The organism is Nitrospina sp. P1_D6 (genome assembly GCF_052156615.1).
In the GTDB taxonomy this organism is placed as follows: Bacteria; Nitrospinota; Nitrospinia; order Nitrospinales; family Nitrospinaceae; genus Nitrospina.
Window position 1 is genome coordinate 403,835 of the sequence record NZ_JBQKUN010000002.1, and the last position, 19,122, is coordinate 422,956.

Sequence of the window (19,122 nt, forward strand, 5' to 3'; positions counted from 1 at the left end):
GAGCACTCGAAAGGAAGCAATGGGAATCCAGATCAACGAAAAAACCGAAACCGTGAGCGACAAGCACAAAATCGACGGACACAAGCTGAACTACCACGTCGACCGCGTCAACGAATGGCTGTCCGGGTCGCGCACGGTGTACCCCATCTATATGGAAATCGCCCCGACGGGCGCCTGCAACCACCGCTGCACCTTCTGCGCCGTCGATTACATCGGCTACAAGGTCGTCCACCTGGACACGGACCTGCTCAAAAACCGGCTGACGGAGATGGGCCGCCTCGGCGTACGAAGCATCATGTATGCGGGCGAAGGCGAGCCGCTGCTGCACAAGGATCTGCCGGACATCATCCAGCACACAAAAAAGTCGGGCATCGACATCGCCATCACCACCAACGCCGTGCCCATGACCAAGAAATGGTCGGAGGCGGCGCTGGACGCCATCACCTGGATCAAGACCAGCATCAATGCCGGCACCGCGGAATCCTACGCTCAGGTGCACCAGACCAAGGCCGACGACTTCAACAAGGTGTTGAGCAACCTCGAGACCGCCGCCAACCTGAAGGCGAAGCGCGGCGACACCTGCACGCTCGGCGCGCAGATGGTCCTGCTCCCGGAAAACGAGCACGAAGCGGTCACGCTGGGCCAGCGCATGCGCGACGTCGGCATGGACTACCTCGTCATCAAGCCCTACTCCCAGCACAAGAAAAGCATCACGCGCAAATACGAAAACATCGATTACTCCAAGTCCATCCAGTTGAAGGACGACCTGGCCGCGCTCAACACGGATAACTTTTCCGTTGTCTTCCGCGACAACACGCTGACCAAGCTGTTCGATGACAGCCACTACTACCAGAAATGCTATTCGACGCCGAACTTCTGGGCCTACGTCATGGCGGACGGTGCGGTGTACGGTTGCAGTGCGTACCTGCTGGACGACCGTTTCAAGTACGGCAACATCACCGAAAACACCTTCCAGGAAATCTGGGAAGGCGAAAAACGCATGGCCAACCTCGAGTACGTCGAGAACGAACTCAACATCTCCGAGTGCCGCAAGAACTGCCGCATGGACGAGGTGAACCGTTACCTGTGGGACATCAAGCACCCGCCCGCCCACGTCAACTTCATCTGATTCTATGATCCAGAAAGAACACGCACGCGACCTGTACGAAAACCTGATCCGCATCCGCATGACCGAAGAAGCCATCGCGGAAGAATACGCGCAGCAGGAGATGCGCTGTCCGGTGCACCTGTCCATCGGACAGGAAGCGGCGGCGGTCGGCGTCTCCGCCTGCCTGGAAGACACCGACGTCGTGTTCAGCACGCACCGCTGCCACAGTCATTACCTCGGCAAGGGCGGCAACCTGAACGCCATGATCGCGGAACTCTACGGCAAGCAAAGTGGCTGTGCCAGGGGACTCGGCGGCTCCATGCACCTCATCGACCAGAGCGTCGGCATGCTGGGCGCGTCGGCCATCGTCGGCGGCAGCATTCCGCTCGCGGTCGGCGCGGCGTTGTCCTTCAAGATGGACCGCAAGAAGCATCTCGCGGTGGCGTACTTCGGCGACGGCGCCTGCGAAGAAGGCGTGCTTCACGAAAGCCTCAACTTCGCTTCGCTTCACAAACTGCCGGTACTGTTCGTCTGCGAAAACAATTTCGTCGCCACCTCGTCGCCCCTTTTGGCGCGGCGGCCGCTCGACAACATCCACGAACACGGCAACGTGTTCGGCGTGCCCGGCATCCGCACCGACGGCAACGATTTGGGAGAGGTGTACAGCGCCGCGAAGCGTGGAGTGGCCCGTGCCCGCGAGGGACTCGGTCCCACGCTCATCGAAGCGAGAACGTTCCGCATGATGCGCCACGTCGGGCCGCAACAGGACAAAAACACCGGCATCCGCACGGAAGAATTGTGGGAGGAATGGGAACAGAAATGCCCGGTGCGCCGCTTCGAGGATTTGTGCCTCAAGAACGGCTGGCTCACGCAGGAAGACATGAACGGTATCCGCAAGGGTATCCAGGAAGCAATCCAGGCGGCCTTCGAGTTTGCCAAATCCAGTGAGGACGCGGTATGGGTGTGAACAACGATCAACGGATTCTCAAGTACCGCGAAGCGCTGAACGAAGGCCTGACGCAGGCCATGGACGCGGACCCGAGCGTGTTCGTCATGGGCTGCGGCGTGGACGACGAAGGCGGCATCTTCGGCACCACGCGCGCCGCGTTCGAAAAGTTCGGCAAGGAACGCGTGATGGACGTGCCGCTGGCGGAAAACTCGATTGCCGGCATCGGCGTCGGCTCGGCCCTCCTGGGCAAGCGGCCGGTCATCGTGCACGCCCGCAACGACTTCCTGCTTCTCGCCATGGACCAGATCATCAACCACGCCGCCAAATGGGAAATCATGAGCGGCGGCAAGATGCAGTGCCCCATGCTCATCCGCGCCATCATCGGACGCGGCTGGGGCCAGGCGGCGCAACATTCGCAGAGCCTGCAGGCGTTTTTCTCACACGTGCCCGGCCTGAAAGTGATGCTCCCCGCCTCCGCCTACGACGCCAAGGGCCTCCTGATGGCCGCGCTGGAAGACACCGGCACCGTGCTCTCCATCGAACACCGTTTGCTGTATGAGACCGAATCCCACGTGCCCGAAGAAAGCTATACCGTGCCGCTTGGAAAAGCCGCGGTGAAACGCGAGGGTACGGACGTGACAATCGTAGCGTTTTCGTTTATGGTGAAGGACGCTCTGGACGCCGCAGGCACGCTGAGCCAAGAAGGCATTGCTGTGGAAGTCCTGGATCCGCGTTGCTCCAGTCCTCTGGATATGGACTGTATTCTCGATTCCGTTCAAAAGACGGGACGCTTGATTGTTGCCGACACCGGCTGGACCAGTTTCGGTATTACCGCGGAGATCGCGGCGCGGGTTCAGGAGCAGTTGTTCGATTCGCTCAAAGCCCCCATCCTGCGCGTGGCGCTTCCCGACCGCAACACGCCGTGCAGCGGTCCCCTCGAAAAAGATTTTTATCCCGGCGTGGAGGATATCTGCCAGGCCGCGCGCCGCGTCACCGGCGCCACCGGCGAAATGAAAGCCGGCGACCGCACCGCCCCCCTCGAACACTCCACCTTCCAGGGCCCGTTTTAAGTTTCCAGTTTTTCCAACTCCACCAAGCTTATTCTATTACCCCTCCTCGTCCGCTTTTCTCTCTTTAAAATTGTGAGTGGAGAATGGAATGAAGTAGCAGACAGCGAACAAAATCAGAAAAAACATCACCCTGTTCTCGATGATAGGCCAAGCAACCTCCTCCACAGGAAAGAAACTGGCACTGATCAAGCTCAGACTTATATACAGGGAAATCAAAATCCTTTCTTTCCGAGTCAAGCGGGGAGACTTGTCCCGCTTCAATCCGGGTAGGTAAAGCCAGGGATTCAAATTGTCCCGCTTGCACGCCTTATACAAAATAACCGTCGCCGCCAGAAACAGGGCAATCCAAAGAAACATTGCTATGGGATGATGGATTTGTACGGGCATAAGTTTGTGTCAAAAAGGTTGGCGAACATTCACTCCGTATTTTTCTCTGATTTTCTTTAACGCTCTGACAAACTGATAAAAATACATCAGGGTGCCCATTACAAATATCGAAACGAAAGTGAAATAGGGAATTCGATGCAGATCAAATTCTTCCTCCCCATCCTTTATTGTAATTGCACCCATAAATATAAAGTCCCGTTGCACTATCAAACTGACAAACTCGGCAAAGAACCATAGACAATTCAACCCATAAACAATCCAAAGGATTTTGATGGGCCGGGATACGTCCCAAAAAGCACGTATAAATGGATTCCGATCCTTTTGCTCCTGCCACAATTCTTTTAAGTAGACAGCGGGTTCTTTAAAAAATGATGCTTTGATTTCCGCGCGAGCAATCCTCAAACTCCCCAGTTGTTTTCGTGTCGGGTCGGAGGATCGTCTATTCCTTAGCTCGATATAAAATGCAAACAGGACGAAAGGAATCAGGGCAGACCAACCGGGAAAACCTTGGCTTACTGAAAACATAAAAGAGTAAATTAAAACGAGAATCCAAAAAACCACGTAAAAAACCAGATCAAAAATTTCTCTTAGAAGTTTATAGGGCTTTAGCCTTTCTCCAAAAAATCGAATACGCAATTGACGCAACAGGAACAAATGCACTTCCAAAAGAAGCACCTGAACCAAAAATACTGCTGTTAAAATTAAAGCTAATTTAGTCATATATCCGCTTCTCAATAGCCCGCTTAGCCCTTCATTTCAGTATAAAGGCAGGGGTGTGAATGTCTACAGGGATGCTCCGGGCGGGCACATCGCAATCTCGGCAAGCACTTTAATCAGGGTGAAAGTTTAAAGGCCCCCTGGCCCCCTTCGGAGAAGGGGGAATGGATTTCTCCCTCCCCTTTTCAAGGGGAGGGCTGGGAGGGGTTACCAATGACCGTTTCCGCTTTTTAACTCAAAACATAGATTCTTCGCTGACGCTCAGAATGACAACGCCTGAGCCGGGAGCCAATGGAATGTGCCCCGTGGGCGAACGATGAGATTCCAAAAAAGGAAAAGCCATTGATAACCTCCCCTGTATCCCCTCCTTGAAAAGGAGGGGAGGAACACTGTGGAGTGCGCCCACGGACCATCGAACGGGAAGGAGAGAATTAGCCATCTGCCTCAGGCTCAGTCTGGCCCGCCCAACTGCTTGAATTTGCAACACTGCCTCATTTTGTGACTTTGTTTTAGGCAGGCCCTGATGGCTAAAATCCGCCCCGGTACCTGGCCACAGCCCCGTAACACGCTCCAATCTGCCTGCCACCCCTCCCGTATCGCCCGATTTTAAAGGGCTTTCCGCGGCTCCCGCTTTATTTTGAAAAAAATTTTCCGCGCACAGCCCGTTCCGGCACCGTTGTTGCGATAGTCCATGGCTTTAATCACCCGCATGGGAAAGGACCATCTGCAAGCATGAACAAGATCGAGGAATTGAAACTGGAAAAGGACGGGCTGGACATCAAAGCCGACATTGCGCGCTTCGCCAAAGAGGGATGGGACTGCATCTCCGAGGACGACATCACGCGGCTGAAGTGGTACGGCCTGTTCCTGCGCAAACCGACTCCCGGTTTTTTCATGCTGCGCGTGCGCATTCCCAACGGCTACCTGCCTTCGTACCAGCTGAAGGCGCTGGCGCACATCGCCGGACGTTTCGGCAACGGGCAGATCGACATCACCACCCGCCAGCAGGTGCAGTTGCGTCACCTGAAAATCGACGACGTGCCGGCGGTGTTCGACCTGATGGACTCGGTCGGCCTGACGTCCATCCAGACGGGCATGGACAACGTGCGCAACATCATGGGCTGTCCGGTGGGCGGCCTGCACCCGAAAGAGGTCCTGAACGCCTCGCCCGTCATCGAGGCGATGAACGAATATTTTCTGGGAAACCGCGAGTTCAGCAACCTGCCGCGCAAGTTCAACATCGCCGTCACCGGCTGTCCGGACTCCTGCATCCACACGGAGACGCAGGACCTGGCGCTGGTCCCGGCCTCGCGCGAGGAGGACGGCGAAACCGTTTACGGATTCAACCTGCTTGTGGGCGGAAAAATCGGTTCCGGGGGTTACCGCATCGCTTCCCCCCTCGACGTGTTTGTGAAACCCGACGAGGCGGTCGATGTATCGGCCGGGGTGGTGACCCTCTACCGTGATTACGGCTACCGGGACGTGCGTACCCGCAATCGACTGGCATTTCTGATCGAGGACTGGGGGGAGAAGAAATTCCGCGAGATGCTGGTACGCACCCTGGGCCGTGATCTGCCCCCGGCAGGCGAAGACCTGAGGAACGATCACGAGAACACGCACATCGGAATCTACCGGCAGAAACAGCCGACGATGAATTACGTCGGCATGAAGGTGCCGGTGGGCCGCATGGACCACACGCGCATGGAAAAGCTCGCGGTGCTGGCGGAGAAATACGGCAACGGCGAGGTGCGCCTGTCTCCGGCGAACTCGGTGATCGTGCCCAACATCTCCGACAAGAAGCTGGGCGACTTTCTGGAAGAGCCCCTGCTCAAGGAATTCGATTACAACCCGAACGCGCTCATCAAGGGCCTTGTCAGTTGCGTCGGCAAGGACTACTGCGGCATGGCGACCATCGAGACCAAGGGCACGGCGATGGAGGTGGCGAAGAAGCTGGAGAAGAAGCTGGACGGCATCCGCCCCATCACCATGAACTGGTCGGGCTGCCCCGCCGGGTGCGGCAACCACCTGGTGGCGGACGTCGGGTTGATCGGCAAACGCGCGCGGGTGGATGGCAAGACGGTGGACGCGGTGGACGTGTTCGTCGGCGGTCGCAGCGGCAAGTACCCCGCGCCCGCGCTCAAGATCCTGGAGGACATTCCGTGTGACAAACTGCCGGACGTGCTGGCGCAGATCCTGCCCTACCACGCCCGCGAAAAGATGCACCCGGTGAAAAACTACAAAAAGAAAAAAAAACCGAACGCCGAGTCCCGGCCGAACCGGTCTTCAAGCGCTCCCGTGAATAAAGCGAACGCAGACGCACCATCTCGACTGCACGCGACGGACTCGGTCTACCAATCTTAGGGAGGCCCTATGTTTGATACGGACATCGACAATCTTTCCAATCAGGCGGAAAAGAAAATCGCATATTTGAAGCGCTCGCCGGGCGGCTACTTTCTGCTGTCGGCCTTGGCGGGCATTTACCTCGGCTTCGGCATCGTGCTGATCTTTTCGATCGGCGGGCCCATCGCAGCGGACGGCGGCGGAGCGTACCTGAAACTCATCATGGGGGCGAGCTTTGGCATCGCCCTGAGCCTCGTCATCTTCGCGGGCTCGGAGCTGTTCACCGGCAACAACATGGTCTTCGCCGTGGGCCGTCTCTCCAGGCGCATCGGCATCCGGCCCATCCTGTACCTGTTCAGCCTGTGTTTCATCGGCAACCTGTGCGGCTCGGTGTTTCTCGCCTGGCTGGTGACGGAAGGCGGCAGCCTTCCCGCTTCGTCGCAGGAATTGATCGTGAAAGTCGCGGGCATGAAGATGAACCTCAGCGCGAAAGAGGCGTTCCTGCGCGGCATCCTGTGCAACTGGCTGGTGTGCCTCGCGGTGTGGATCGCCCTCCGCACGAAAAACGAGTCGGCGCGGCTCATCATGATTTTCTGGTGCCTGTTCGCCTTCATCGCCAGCGCGTATGAACACAGCATCGCCAATCAGACCCTCCTGAGTCTGGCCATGTTCCTGCCGCACGGCGCGGAAGTGAGCCTGGGCGGGTTCATCCACAACCAGATCTGGGTGACGCTCGGAAACATGGTCGGCGGTGGCCTGCTGGTGGGCATGGTGTACTGGCTAGCGAATTCGCAACCGGAAACGCTGACGGAGCCCGAACCGGCCCTGATCCAGGAAACGCTGCAGGAAGAGAGCGCCTGAACCCGCATAGCCAATGCTGTCCTGTCTCCCGTTCGAAAGAAGGGGGTCGTCGGGAGACAGGATGGCGGCTTATCTTTTACTGAAAGTTCCCGGGCGGTCCCACCCTGATTTTTCTTTTACGGGGCCCCACCGTACCGCATACTGGTAGCATGACCCCCGTGCCGGAGACCCCCGACTCCCCGTTCAACCCGCTTGAATTTCTGGTGAGCTTTCTTTGGGGCCTGGCTGTGTTCGCCCTCCTCACTCTCCTGTTCATCACCGCGGTGTTTCTCTACATTTACTTGGTCTTTGACGTGCTCCCCTTCATCGGCCGCGAGTGCAAAAATTTTTCATGCCTGCCCTGATCTGAAGAACGCCCCGGGGTTTCCCAATGCGAGGAAATTTCAACACTTCTTCCACTCCAGTGTCCGCTCCCTCCTGCGATGAACCCATTTTTTTGCGCCCGGAACCGCATTTTTTTCTCACGGTATGCCGATGATGCCCGCATAATGTTTTCATGACCTGGCCGCAAGACACACCACCCCCGTCTGCAAAACCCCGGTTCCATGCCCGGGATTTTTTCAACAGCTACCTGTACGGCCTGTTCACGTTTCTGGGCATCGCCGCCATCGTCGGGGGCATCATCGCGGTGTTTCTGTTCTACGTAATGGGAAAGATGTCCTGACCGGGAGCGACGCGTGAAACTGTTTCCACCCTTCATTTTTCAGACCCGCTGGAACGTTGTCGGTTTCGTGCTGGGGTTCCTCACCCTGCCCCTTCTGTGGTGGATCCTCTTCAGCCTGGACAGCGAGGAGGCCATGATGCAGCGTTTTTACAAGTCGGAAGCGGAGTCGGTGCTGGGCGGCATTTACTGGACCTGCAAGATGCACTGGGACGACCACGATCCAAAAGACGAGTGCACGCTCGAGATCATCACCAGCGACGATTATCCGTTCGAGCCGGCGGACATGGTTGAGTTCGAACTCAAGGGCAACGCCACCACCTTTCGCGCCACAGCCCGGCACACCGGCGATCCGCTCCACATCGTTTACTCGATCGATGCCGACGGCAATATTCATGACGGCGCGCCCGGGCCGGGTTGATTTTCATTCCGTTCCTTCCAAGGTACAATGGCCGACGGTTTGAAGGCCTTGTTTCCAACCCGGGGTAGCATTTCATGGAACAAAAATCGGTATTCCGCCAGCTTCTTTCCGCAGGCCTGTGGGTCTCCGGAGGCGTCCTGCTGGGCCGCATGGCTGGTTTCGTGCGTGAGATCGCCATCGCCTCGCAGTTCGGTGTCTCGGAGGACGCGGACGTGGTGTTGTTCGCTCTCACCCTGCCGGATTTCCTGATCAGCATCCTTCTGGGAGGCGCGCTGGCGGCCGCGCTCATACCGCAGTACCAGAGCCACACGCAAAAAGAGAAAAACGCCCTGCTCCTGCAGTCGGGTGCGGTGGTCGGGCTCATGTTCGTGGTGCTGGCGCTGGGACTGATCGGCACCGCCGAATTCGTGGTCGCCGTGTTCGCACCGGGGTTCGAAGCCGAGGCGGCACGCAAGGGAGAGTCCCTGCTGGCCATCGTCCTGTGGCTGTTGCCGCTCACCGCGCTGGCCGGGGTGACCACGGGGTTCCTGCAGGCACAAGGGCATTTCGCCGTTCCGGCACTGGGCACACTGATCTTCAACCTCACCCTGATCGGAGCGTTGTGGGGATTCCTGGACGGACCCAACGGCCTTGTCCTGTTCGCCGGGGCGATGATCGTGGGTGGACTCCTCCGCCTGCTGTCGCAGGTGTTGTGCCTGCCGAAGTTCGGCGTGATGCAGGGCACGGCGCCGGGGTGGTGGATCGATAAAGTTCTCCTGCTCCGCTACGTGCAGGCGTTGGGCGCGGGAAGCCTGTTGTTCCTGCTGCCGGTGATCGCCCGTGCGCTGGCGTCGCTGGAAGGACCCGGCGGGTTCGCATCGCTCAATTACGCAACCAAGCTGATCGACCTGCCAATGGGCGTCGGCCTCGGCGTGTTCTCGGTGGTGCTGCTGCCCAAAATGTCCGAATGCTTTGCCCAGGAACGCGATGAAGAAGGCGTGTCGCTGGCTCGCAACGGCGTGCTCGGCATCTTCGCCATCTCGTACACATTGATCCTGATTTTCGCGTGGTGGGGCGACGCGTTGACGGAAATCGTTTACGGCTGGGGCGCGATGTCGGAACAGGATACGAAGGAGATCGCCTTCCTCGCCGCACTGGGCATGACACTGCTCCCGGCACAGGGCGCGGCCACGCTTCTGGCCGCCACGGCCAACGCCAGAAAAGACACGGCGCTGGCCTTCCGTTCCAGCGTGGGGGGTCTGGTGGTGTTTCTGCCGGTGGCCTGGTTCGGCGCCAGCGCCTTCGGCCTGACGGGCATCGTTGGGGCCCTCATCCTCACCTACTGGGTGGTCATGGTGTATCAATCGATTCTGTTGAACCGGCGCCATGGCATTCGCCTGCTGGACGGCCCGCTGGCCCTGGACCTGCTGCGCATCGCCCTCGTCGGCCCGCTGACCCTGGCCCCGTTCGCATTGGCCACCACCGCTCTGGAATCCGGCCTGCCCGGTATTTTGCTGTTTGCGTCGCTGGCCGGAGTGACCCTGCTGTTTGCCAGTGGTGCGGCGATCCCGCGTTACCGCGAGTATCTTATTAATCGACTGCGTCCGCGCCCGGACGCCTGACCCGGAGTGCTATGAAACGCCTGTTCGACCTGACCGCCAGCCTGTTTGCCCTGACTTTTCTATGGCCGGTTTTTCTTGCGGTGGCCGTGGCCATCCGGCTGGATTCGCCGGGCGGCATTTTCTATTGCCAGGAACGGGTGGGGCTGGGAGGACGCTCCTTTCTCATGTACAAGTTCCGCACCATGGTGGCGGACGCGGACCAGGTGGGGTCGCACCAGACCGCCTTCGGCGACCCGCGCATCACATCGGTCGGGGTTTTTCTGCGCAAGACCAGCCTCGATGAGTTGCCGCAGCTGCTGAACGTGGTGACCGGCGACATGAGCCTGGTAGGCCCGCGACCGGACGTGCCCGCCCAACGCAACGATTACACCGAGGCCCAGTGGGCGAAACGAACGTCGGTGCTTCCCGGCATCACCGGCCTGGCGCAGGCAACGAAGCGGTCGCTTGCCACACCGCAGGAACGGCTGGCGCTGGATCTCGAATACGTCGACCACCAATCTTTTTGGTTTGATATGAAGATCATTCTCCTTACAATCAAGCAGGTTCTGAAAATCAAAAGCGCCAGCTAAACGAACCGAATGCGCCATGCCCGACCCCCGGCATGAAACAGACTCAAAATCCGAGTTATTTCTAACCTGCTTTCACCACCGGTCCGGACTGACTTGACCTCTTCACCTGCCACATCTCAACCCTGGAAAGAGTATGCAGGCCTCGTCGGCATCGCCCTGCTCGCGCACGGGCTGGTGCTGGTCAACGACGGCAACTACGCCGACGGCTGGCTGTTCAACTTCTTCGCCGAGCAGGGCGACTGGGACCGGATGAAAGCCATGTGGTACGAGATCGGGCGTCCGCTGGCCTACTGGTGGGTGTCCCTGCCGTTTGAGAATTTTTTCAACATTTACCTGTTCAAATTCCTGTCCCTGCTCCCGCTGGTGCTGGTGAGCTTCATCCAGTTTCATTTCCTGCACCGGTTCACGCCGTTGTCCCGAAAAACCGCATGGTTCGTCGCCGCCTTCACGTTGTGCTGGCCGTTTTACCACATGATCGTGTGGGGCGCGTTTTCCGATCACATCCCGCCGGTGCTGTTCTTCGGCGGCTGGCTGTTGTACTTCCTTCATCTCGAGAAAAACGGGAACCTGTTATTGAAAGGAGCTTCGATCGCGCTTCTTTTCGTTTCGTATTTCTACCAGGCGTTTCTGGTGTTTCATTTCGTGATCGTCCTCGTCCTGTTTGCGTACACGATGGGCTACCCGCCGCGTCCGGCATGGACGGAGATCCGGCGGCACTTTCCCGGTTTCCTGAAAACGCACTGGGCGATTGTGCTCGTGCCCTTCGTTTTCTTTTTTGCCAAGCCGTATCTGTTTCCCGTGGTCGGTCGTTACGTCGGGTATTACAGCATTGACTTCCTGTCGCTCAAGACGCTGGCGTTTTTTGCGGGAAGCATGGCCAACGCGCTGTTTGCTCCCATCATCGGGCTGGGGGCGTATTATGCCTCGGTTCCCCTGCTGTTGATCGTCCTTGCCGTCGCGTACCGCCTCTATAAAAAAAAGAACACCGGGTTTGGAATGGTGCCCTCCGCACGCCTTGGATGGTATCTGGCGGTGGGGTTGGTGTTGATCGCCTCCCTCGCTTACGCGCACGCGGCCAATCACAAGATGGGCATGCTGTTGTCGTACCAGGCCCGGCACAACCGGCAAATGGGACTCGGCGCGGCGTTTCTGACCCTGGCGATGATCGGGTACATTGGCAACCGGTACGCGCATCTCCGCTGGCCGCTTGCACGCTTTCTGGGTTTTTCCGCATTGACGGTCCTGGTATTCATAAATATCAGCATCTATCTCACCCAGCAGGCGCACTGGGCCAAGAACCAGGCGGTGATTCACCAGTTGAAACAACACGAACCGCTTCCCGGTATCGGCATGTATTTCATGACCAACCACCTGCCGATGGGCATGGGCGTGGATTACCATTACACCGAGGTGTCGCTGACGCTCAACGCCGCCTGGAAGGGGGAGCGCTTCATCGGCGTACCGCCTTACCTGCAGAAACGGCGCTACGACCGCGAATGGGTGGGCATCGTGCTGAACGAACTCAAGCAGGGAAACAATCCCCTGCCCGCCTCCGACGCGTATCTGAACGAACCCATCGCCCGCACCGCCATCGCCCGGCGCATGGAAGCGGAGTGGGAAAAGGGGTTGGGGTTTCGTGCCGGGTCAAAGAATTACCGGCCGGGTGGGTGCCTGGGTGAAGTCATCGTTCACCCCAGGGAAGGCATGGCGGAACCGCTCGTCGCGCTTCGTTACTTGTGGAAACGCATGACGGCACCGGAACGCCTGCCCGCACTGTACGATCGCCTCGCCGCAGTCGATTTAAAACCATTGGGCATCGACGCCACCGGCCAGTCATGCCCGTTAGAGGGAACGTGACCTATGTTCTATTCCAGTTCCATGAACAGGAAACAACCATGAACGTTTCCGGCTCAACCGAAACCACGCACTGCCGCTACCTGTGGAGCCTCGCCGCGCTGGGCGCCGTCGCCCACGGTCTGCTCCTGGTGAACGACGGCATCTTCCTCGACGACTGGTTTCTGTGGCTCCAGATTTTTGAAAACGACTGGGCGGGCTTCGAGAAATTCTGGCGCGACCTCGGCCACCGTCACCTCATCCCCTTTTACGACCTGATGTACAGCAGTGCCGCCGCGCTGTTGCTGCAGGGATTCCTCCAGGCCGCGTCGCTGATCCTCATGACGCTCAGCCTGTTCGTCATCTACACGCGCACCCTGCACCTGCCGCCGCTGGCGGGGTGGTTCGCCGCGGCACTGGCCCTGACCTATCCTTTTTTCTGGATCTCGGTGCACCACCTGACCATGCACTACGTGGTGAGCATGGGCCTGTTCTGCCTTGGCTGGGCGCTGGTGCTCAACTGGCAGACGCACCGCATTGTGAAAGTGCCCGTTGTCGTTCTTCTGCTCGGTTTGTCCATGTACACCTACAACTCGCTGCTCGCATTTAATTTCGGGTTCGTCGCGCTGGCGTGGTACGGAACGCAGGTGCGGGAAAATCGCCTGCAGGCACCCGTCGCTTCCACCCTGCTTCCCTTTGCGCGCCGGTGGTGGCCCATGTTTTTATTTCCCTTTGTCGTGTACGTGTTGAAGCGGAAGCTGTCGCCGCCCGGCGGCTTCAACCAGAACTACAACGAGCTCATCTTTTTCACCAAACCGTTCGGCGAAGCGGTCGGGACCTTCTTTTACATCATGCAGAGGAACCTGGTCGGGGCGGTGCGGGAGACCATCCGCATCTTCCGCCAGTTTCCGGGGTGGTACTGGCTGGTGTTCGCGCTGGTGATGTGGGGGGTGGTGACGCTCTGGAAACGGCGCGGCGCCGAGGCGAATCGCGCGACACTCCCAACCGGCTGGTTGAACGCGCGGCTCGTCATCGTGGTGGCGGTGCTGCTGGCGCTCAGCATCGCGCCCTACGCCATGGTCGGCAAAGGCGTGTATTCCGAGTGGGGTTATCGCCACACGTTCCTGATGTCGATTCCGCTGGGGCTGTGCTGGGTGCTGATCCTCGCCGCTCTGCCGCGCTTTTTTCCGAAACTGCCGCCGCAGTTTACCGGCGTGGCACTGAGCGTGTTCCTCATCCTTTTCACCTGCGGCCTCGTCTACAAGTACAACAAGATGCTGGTGCGCAGCGCCGTCGATCACGCCACCATTGAAAGCTTGAAGTCACAGTCGCCGCCCGCCGCCGGGACTTTGCTGTTCTTCGAGACGCCCCTGTACACCAGACGCGACGTGTACCGCCGCTATGAATTGTCGGGCATGCTCTACCGCGCTTACGGCGGGTTGAAATGGTACGCCGTGCATGACCGGAACGCGCGCACCGAAGCTCACATCGAACAATTCATCCAGCAGGGACGGGAATTCGATGACAGGCTGTTGTGGCAGGTGTGGGGCAAGACGCCCGATGTGCGGCCCAATGGTTGTGCCGCGGTGATGAAGGTGGTGCCGGAGGGAGGCGGGGTCTAACCTCTTCTTGGACTGCGCTACGTATTCACCCGCTGGTTCGCGGAGGACCGCATGCAGGAGTTCCTTCAACCCGTGCTGCAGGTCGAATTCGAATCCCTCCCGCATCCCGGATGCGCCAGGTAGTGACGAAGAACATCAGGCAAAGCTCTTTGCTTTGAAACGGGATTCCTTGATGGGAATCTGGAATTCGCCCAGTTCCACCTTGGATTCCTTGAGTGGAATCATCTCGATGCTGGACTCCTTCGCGCCAATGCCGTCGGAATACTTTGCGATGTCGATGAAGTCGGTGGGGTTGACGAACCATTTCCAAAGCAACCGCATTAGCGGAATCTCCCAGTCCATCCAGTACAACCGACGTTTCCAGCGGAACTGGATGAACTTGCTGTACAGGCGGAACACAAACTTGGGGATGGGGAGTTTCTGCCCGTAGCGTTCCGCCGTCTGCACGAACAGGCTGGTGAAATACAGGAACCGGATGACCCGCACCCTCTTGGCGTCCAGCCACGGCCGTTCCTGCTTGCCGCGCGTGATGTTGATCCAGCCCTCCAGCGTTTCTGGCTCCTTGAAATCGTAATCGCGGATGACCTGATGCAACATTTCCGTTCCGGGCAGAGGGGTGACGGGAGAGAAGCTGTTGATCACCGCCTTGGGATTGGTGTTCATGATATGGAGCGCGAGGTCGATGGTCTCGCCGAGTTCATCCAGCGTTTCATCCGGGAAACCCACCATGAAATTCACCTGGCAGTGGATTTTGGTTTCGCTCAGCCGGCGGGACACTTCCTTGACCTCGTCCACCGTCTGGTTTTTTCTAATCCGCTCCAGAATGCGGGGCGCGCCGGATTCGATGCCCGGCATGGCGTAGATCATGCCGCACCGTTCCATCTTCTTCAAATCGACGCGCAACAGATCGTTGACGCGGCCCTGCACGCCCCAGGTGAATTTGCCGTTGATGCCTTCGGCGATGTCCGTCGCCCACTTGGCATTGACCAGGAACTCGTCATCAAAAAGCAGAATGTGATCCAGGTTGAACTGGTCCACCGTCCAATGCAGATCGTCCAGCACCCGTTTGGGCGACATCATCCGGTACTTCGAGGTCAGGATGGGTTGCGAGCAATAGGTGCAGGGGAACGGGCACCCCCGGCTGGCGATGAAGGACAGCAGGCGCGACACCCCTGGATAGAGATACGAGGAAGGCGTGGTGTATTCTTCCACATCCACCAGATGCCAGGGCATCCGTGGCAGGCTGTCCAGTTCCAGCGGCGTACCTGCCGGTGTGGAATAAATCCGGCCGTCTTTCTTGAACGTCAGCGCCGGAACTTTCTCCAGATCGGGCGACGGGCCGGTGATTTCATCCACCAGCATTTTGAAGGCGACTTCGCCCTCGCCGCGGATGACGTAATCGATGTAGGGCTTGGCGACGGTTTGGGCGGGATACAGGGTGGCGTGGAGACCGCCCCACACCACGGGCACGCTCAGGCGCGCCTTCACAAATTTACTTATCTCAATACCATGATAAATTTGGGTGCCGGTCAGGCTGGTGATGCCGACGACGCGGGGTTGCGTCTTGAGAGCGGATTCGAGGTCGCCCCAGAAATCGTCCGTGGCGCGCTGGTCGATGATCTGGACCGAGTAGTCCTCCAAAAGAGGCCCGGCGATCGCCAGCAAAGACAACGGCGCGGTGATGGTGACCCCGCGAATGTCGTTTCCGGATGTAGGAAATACCAGAAGAATGTCAGCCATACCCCCCCTCCAGGTTGCCAACGGATTGTGAAAATTGGCATGCCACAATTTAAAACATTTGATTTTCCGATACAATGAAATTAACGGATTTCGATTGTTTTTTTCGTTATCCCAGGTTGACGGTTCCATTGTATAGGAGCGAAGCCGGGGCAACCCATAATGGGTAAATCAACCCTCAATACAACAGTGTTGCGGGCTCGCGCCCAGGGCCTCAATGCCCTTTTATATCCGGCTGATCCGGTCCGTTTTATCGGCCTGTCGAGAGCCGCGGGGGAGGGACCGAAACCGCCCCGGCCCAGATTTTTTTCCCAAATACCGAATTTTTTGTTAAGGATTGAAAACGGAATCCGCCACCCCGGCGAACCCACAACATCCGAACTGTTATACCGTCATCAGGACCTGGACTTTTAAAATCAAAATGGGAGGAGAGGCATGAATCAGGAAGGCAAGCAAGCAGAGGGAGGGGAAATGGCGTATTCCCCTATGCTGATCACCAAAAATGGCAAGTACTATTTCCACATCCGGGAGTTGAGTCTGATTTCCAGCGGCGATTCGGTGGAGTCCGCCTACCGGAACCTGCTCAAAGACCAGCAAGCCAAACTGGAAACATTCCGGGAAATCGACGGCATGGATCATGTGCCCCCTCCCCAGGGAAATGTTCTGAATCAGACCGAAAAACTCATCCTCGGCAATTACAAGATGCGGGTGATCTTGGATTTCATGAAATACACCGTCATCGCTCTCATCTTCGCCTTCGCCTTCCAGTTTGCTGCAAAGGGAGTGCTGTCGCACGTTAGAAGCATGATGCACATGGAAATGCTGGCCGCCAAGATTAAAATCAAAGAACATTTACTCAATCCTGAAAAAATCAAACGAAACAACGAAACTTTAATGAATGGAATCCAGAATTATCGGCCCACCATCGAAAAGTTTCTGACTCTCGTTCCGGTTGAGAGCCGGGGTACTCAATCGGAACTCACAGGCGGCAAAGCCCCTTGAAATAGTCCGGCTTGCGGAGCCAAACAATAAAACAGGCCATGCCTACCACTCCAATCAGAATGTGCCCATACAATAAAAAATGATAGGGCGAATCGTATTTGAAAAGAATTTCGTGCCTGCCCGGTTCCAGAGGAATCGCCTGAAAATTCGGTGGAACTTTCTCAATGGGCGTTTCCTTTCCGTCCACCCAGGCCTTCCAGTTGGGATCGTAATTTTCCAGTCGCCACAACGCACCCTCCTCGCGCATGTCCACCTGCACTTTCAACTCGCTCACGTTTGCGGAAGGATACGGAGTGACTTCTCCGGACTTGTGCGGAGATTCTGCGTTCGAAGAAATTCTCCAGTCGCGCCCTTTTGGCAACAGTTGAAACAGGGGTCCGGCATGGTGATTCAGGTCATCTTCATCAATCAAATATTTTTGTGACAAATCTTCCGCATTTACGGGAAACAGGTTTTCCCGGAGCAGAAAGCCCGCAAAATCCTTTTGCAGGTAAAATGCATAAGCCGGATGGTGCACACTCCAGGCCGCTTCCTTGTTCAGAAACGGATAAAGGTTGAACGGCATGGGGGACTCCCGCGAAGGGTACACGCTCCAGGCCATGGGATAGGAAAACTTTTTTATTTTCTGAGGTTCCACTTCCGGAAACTTTGTGTAGGCAAGGGTGTTTATGGAAAACCCTCCCAACTGCACTATCGTGATCAGCAGCAACCAGGATCCGCACATATTGATGAAGTCGGGCTTCCGGTATTGAACCAGTAAACTGATCAAAAGCAAAAGAAGAACAGACAGAAAAAGAAAAACCGTCAAGCTGATACTGGAAAAGTAAACCAAAAGCAGTGAGGCCGCAATGATCGCACTCATTTTTCTTTTAAAAGAAACTTTCTGATCCAGCAGGGCGGAAAGCCCCAACAGGCCTCCCATCAAAATACAAAACGTCGCCAGTCGCCCGAACGGAAACGGATTTCTCAGCATGTCGAGCACCGGCACGTTTGCGACCATCCATCGCCACGCGGGAGTCTGTTCGCCCAGGCTCAAAACGGCGAGCACCGCCGCCAAACCGGTGAACAGGTGGTTGCGTATCAGAAAGAACGAGGCCAGAAACCCCAGTCCGGGCAGAACACCCAGGTAAAATGTATTGTGCGTGGCGGTGTACACGTTTTCCGGACGATCCTCGAAAAAATCCACGATCTTTTTATAATGCTCAGGAAGAACGGATACGCTGGGGATGTAACTCCTCTCCCCCAGCTTGCCCCCCTGCGTGAAACCGCGCGTCGGCGAAACATAATCCCGGGTCTCGGCATAAGAATAAAACGCGGACCCGGCCGCCAGGATGAACAACACCACCCCCAGCGCAATGGCTTTGGGCTGCCCCAGAAACGCACGCGCTGCGATTAGAAATTGTTTTCTATAATCAGGCCAAATCCCAAACAGACAGGCCAGTGACGCCAGTATCAGAAAAGTGCCGATGGCGATGGAATGATACAGTGGGATGTAATATGCTGCGGACATTCCAAGCAATACGAAAAAAAACACCACGTTTTCGACGCGCCGGGTTTTATAGAAGTGGATCAGGAAAAACAGCAGGTAGGGCAGAAACGTGAGATACATCAAACCTAATGGGCACCCCAGCTCCGACTGGAACATCCCGCCGAACACCATCGAACCGAACCCCAGAAGGCAGATATAAAAATTGGGATTCAAAAGCCGGATCAACAGCAGGGAACCGGTGCAGACATTCAAAAAGGTGAAGACAAAAACCAGGTTGAAAAATTCCCGGCTGGAAAGGTCCAGTCCGAACAACCCAAACAGGTAATGGCAGAAAAAGGTAGGGAAAACATTGAGGAGATTGTTGAATACGGCAATCGGCTGGCCGCCGCCGATATAGGGATTCCAGCCAAACTCGTTCCCCGATTCCAGCCATTGCCGGAGTATGGTCGCAAACAGCTCCGTGGACCAGAAGGAGTCGTGATAGACCCCTGAGTTTCCCAGGACAAAATCATGGTGGATGAAAAGAAAGAGGATGTAACAGCCCAGGGCCGGCAGGGCAAAGGGGCGGGTCAACGGCCAGGCATAAATGGGCAGGAGCGCCAGAACCAGAATCAAGGAAACCGCAATAATAATGGAAAGCATTCTGCTAAATTTAAAAGTTCAAATGATTGCGATTGATTATTGGATTGAATGTGGCCTGCAATCCCTGCCGCCATTCGATAAACCGTTGTCCAATTTCCCTTATAAGAATTAAT

16 protein-coding genes are annotated in these 19,122 nt (G+C 57.0%); 13 read left to right on the forward strand and 3 right to left on the reverse strand.

Annotation, left to right across the window (positions count from 1 at the left end; all coding sequences use genetic code 11):
* The first annotated feature begins 19 nt into the window (after positions 1-19).
* Genes ACTRXA_RS05485 through ACTRXA_RS05495 form a run of 3 tightly spaced genes read left to right on the forward strand, consistent with a single transcriptional unit; the run spans position 20 to position 3,127 of the window.
* Positions 20-1,129, forward strand: a complete 1,110-nt coding sequence (locus ACTRXA_RS05485) for a radical SAM protein (protein ID WP_442426198.1) — start codon at positions 20-22, stop codon at positions 1,127-1,129.
* 4 nt (positions 1,130-1,133) lie between these two features.
* Positions 1,134-2,075: a thiamine pyrophosphate-dependent dehydrogenase E1 component subunit alpha gene (locus tag ACTRXA_RS05490; protein ID WP_442426199.1), complete on the forward strand. Its 942-nt coding sequence runs from the start codon at positions 1,134-1,136 to the stop codon at positions 2,073-2,075.
* The gene (locus ACTRXA_RS05495; protein ID WP_442426200.1) at positions 2,066-3,127 is read left to right on the forward strand and encodes an alpha-ketoacid dehydrogenase subunit beta; all 1,062 of its coding nucleotides are present in this window, start codon (positions 2,066-2,068) and stop codon (positions 3,125-3,127) included. Before ACTRXA_RS05490 ends, ACTRXA_RS05495 begins: the two co-directional genes overlap by 10 nt.
* A gap of 396 nt (positions 3,128-3,523) precedes the next feature.
* Here ACTRXA_RS05495 and ACTRXA_RS05500 read toward each other — a convergent pair whose 3' ends face one another.
* Complete coding sequence (locus ACTRXA_RS05500; RefSeq protein ID WP_442426201.1) at positions 3,524-4,234, reverse strand: hypothetical protein; 711 nt, start codon at positions 4,232-4,234, stop codon at positions 3,524-3,526.
* A 729-nt stretch (positions 4,235-4,963) separates the two neighbouring features.
* On the opposite strand from ACTRXA_RS05500, the gene ACTRXA_RS05505 reads away from it, so the two are divergent.
* From ACTRXA_RS05505 to ACTRXA_RS05545, 9 genes are all read left to right on the forward strand, one after another.
* Positions 4,964-6,592 carry a ferredoxin--nitrite reductase gene (locus ACTRXA_RS05505; RefSeq protein ID WP_442426202.1) on the forward strand — a complete coding sequence of 543 codons (1,629 nt, stop codon included), beginning with the start codon at positions 4,964-4,966 and terminating at the stop codon, positions 6,590-6,592.
* 9 nt (positions 6,593-6,601) lie between these two features.
* Positions 6,602-7,432, forward strand: coding sequence for a formate/nitrite transporter family protein (locus tag ACTRXA_RS05510; RefSeq protein WP_442426203.1), 831 nt, complete (start codon positions 6,602-6,604; stop codon positions 7,430-7,432).
* Between the two features lie 149 nt (positions 7,433-7,581).
* Complete coding sequence (locus ACTRXA_RS05515; RefSeq protein WP_442426204.1) at positions 7,582-7,776, forward strand: hypothetical protein; 195 nt, start codon at positions 7,582-7,584, stop codon at positions 7,774-7,776.
* A gap of 152 nt (positions 7,777-7,928) precedes the next feature.
* Positions 7,929-8,096: a hypothetical protein gene (locus ACTRXA_RS05520; RefSeq protein ID WP_442426205.1), complete on the forward strand. Its 168-nt coding sequence runs from the start codon at positions 7,929-7,931 to the stop codon at positions 8,094-8,096.
* A 13-nt stretch (positions 8,097-8,109) separates the two neighbouring features.
* Positions 8,110-8,514: a hypothetical protein gene (locus ACTRXA_RS05525; RefSeq protein WP_442426206.1), complete on the forward strand. Its 405-nt coding sequence runs from the start codon at positions 8,110-8,112 to the stop codon at positions 8,512-8,514.
* A 74-nt stretch (positions 8,515-8,588) separates the two neighbouring features.
* Positions 8,589-10,115, forward strand: a complete 1,527-nt coding sequence (gene murJ, locus ACTRXA_RS05530) for a murein biosynthesis integral membrane protein MurJ (protein WP_442426207.1) — start codon at positions 8,589-8,591, stop codon at positions 10,113-10,115.
* Between the two features lie 11 nt (positions 10,116-10,126).
* Entirely contained in the window at positions 10,127-10,684 is a 558-nt protein-coding gene (locus tag ACTRXA_RS05535; protein ID WP_442426208.1) for a sugar transferase, read from the forward strand.
* A 93-nt stretch (positions 10,685-10,777) separates the two neighbouring features.
* Positions 10,778-12,541 (forward strand): hypothetical protein, encoded by a 1,764-nt coding sequence (locus ACTRXA_RS05540; RefSeq protein ID WP_442426209.1) that lies wholly within the window; start codon positions 10,778-10,780, stop codon positions 12,539-12,541.
* A gap of 38 nt (positions 12,542-12,579) precedes the next feature.
* A complete protein-coding gene (locus ACTRXA_RS05545) occupies positions 12,580-14,139 on the forward strand; it encodes a hypothetical protein (RefSeq protein WP_442426210.1) in 1,560 nt (519 codons plus the stop codon).
* A 135-nt stretch (positions 14,140-14,274) separates the two neighbouring features.
* Here ACTRXA_RS05545 and ACTRXA_RS05550 read toward each other — a convergent pair whose 3' ends face one another.
* The gene (locus tag ACTRXA_RS05550; protein WP_442426211.1) at positions 14,275-15,879 is read right to left on the reverse strand and encodes a B12-binding domain-containing radical SAM protein; all 1,605 of its coding nucleotides are present in this window, start codon (positions 15,877-15,879) and stop codon (positions 14,275-14,277) included.
* A 468-nt stretch (positions 15,880-16,347) separates the two neighbouring features.
* On the opposite strand from ACTRXA_RS05550, the gene ACTRXA_RS05555 reads away from it, so the two are divergent.
* Positions 16,348-16,878 carry a hypothetical protein gene (locus ACTRXA_RS05555; RefSeq protein WP_442426212.1) on the forward strand — a complete coding sequence of 177 codons (531 nt, stop codon included), beginning with the start codon at positions 16,348-16,350 and terminating at the stop codon, positions 16,876-16,878.
* On the opposite strand, the gene ACTRXA_RS05560 is transcribed toward ACTRXA_RS05555, so the two are convergent.
* Positions 16,856-19,009, reverse strand: coding sequence for a YfhO family protein (locus ACTRXA_RS05560; protein WP_442426213.1), 2,154 nt, complete (start codon positions 19,007-19,009; stop codon positions 16,856-16,858). The two genes, ACTRXA_RS05555 and ACTRXA_RS05560, sit on opposite strands and share 23 nt — an antisense overlap.
* Positions 19,010-19,122 lie beyond the last annotated feature (113 nt).

Excerpts from the sequence above, each read along its gene's own strand:
- ACTRXA_RS05485 (WP_442426198.1), top strand. The coding sequence starts at position 20 with ATGGGAATCCAGATCAACGAAAAAACCGAAACCGTGAGCGACAAGCAC.
- ACTRXA_RS05490 (WP_442426199.1), top strand. The coding sequence starts at position 1,134 with ATGATCCAGAAAGAACACGCACGCGACCTGTACGAAAACCTGATCCGC.
- ACTRXA_RS05495 (WP_442426200.1), top strand. The coding sequence starts at position 2,066 with ATGGGTGTGAACAACGATCAACGGATTCTCAAGTACCGCGAAGCGCTG.
- ACTRXA_RS05500 (WP_442426201.1), bottom strand. The coding sequence starts at position 4,234 with ATGACTAAATTAGCTTTAATTTTAACAGCAGTATTTTTGGTTCAGGTG.
- ACTRXA_RS05505 (WP_442426202.1), top strand. The coding sequence starts at position 4,964 with ATGAACAAGATCGAGGAATTGAAACTGGAAAAGGACGGGCTGGACATC.
- ACTRXA_RS05510 (WP_442426203.1), top strand. The coding sequence starts at position 6,602 with ATGTTTGATACGGACATCGACAATCTTTCCAATCAGGCGGAAAAGAAA.
- ACTRXA_RS05515 (WP_442426204.1), top strand. The coding sequence starts at position 7,582 with ATGACCCCCGTGCCGGAGACCCCCGACTCCCCGTTCAACCCGCTTGAA.
- ACTRXA_RS05520 (WP_442426205.1), top strand. The coding sequence starts at position 7,929 with ATGACCTGGCCGCAAGACACACCACCCCCGTCTGCAAAACCCCGGTTC.
- murJ (WP_442426207.1), top strand. The coding sequence starts at position 8,589 with ATGGAACAAAAATCGGTATTCCGCCAGCTTCTTTCCGCAGGCCTGTGG.
- ACTRXA_RS05535 (WP_442426208.1), top strand. The coding sequence starts at position 10,127 with ATGAAACGCCTGTTCGACCTGACCGCCAGCCTGTTTGCCCTGACTTTT.
- ACTRXA_RS05545 (WP_442426210.1), top strand. The coding sequence starts at position 12,580 with ATGAACGTTTCCGGCTCAACCGAAACCACGCACTGCCGCTACCTGTGG.
- ACTRXA_RS05550 (WP_442426211.1), bottom strand. The coding sequence starts at position 15,879 with ATGGCTGACATTCTTCTGGTATTTCCTACATCCGGAAACGACATTCGC.
- ACTRXA_RS05555 (WP_442426212.1), top strand. The coding sequence starts at position 16,348 with ATGGCGTATTCCCCTATGCTGATCACCAAAAATGGCAAGTACTATTTC.
- ACTRXA_RS05560 (WP_442426213.1), bottom strand. The coding sequence starts at position 19,009 with ATGCTTTCCATTATTATTGCGGTTTCCTTGATTCTGGTTCTGGCGCTC.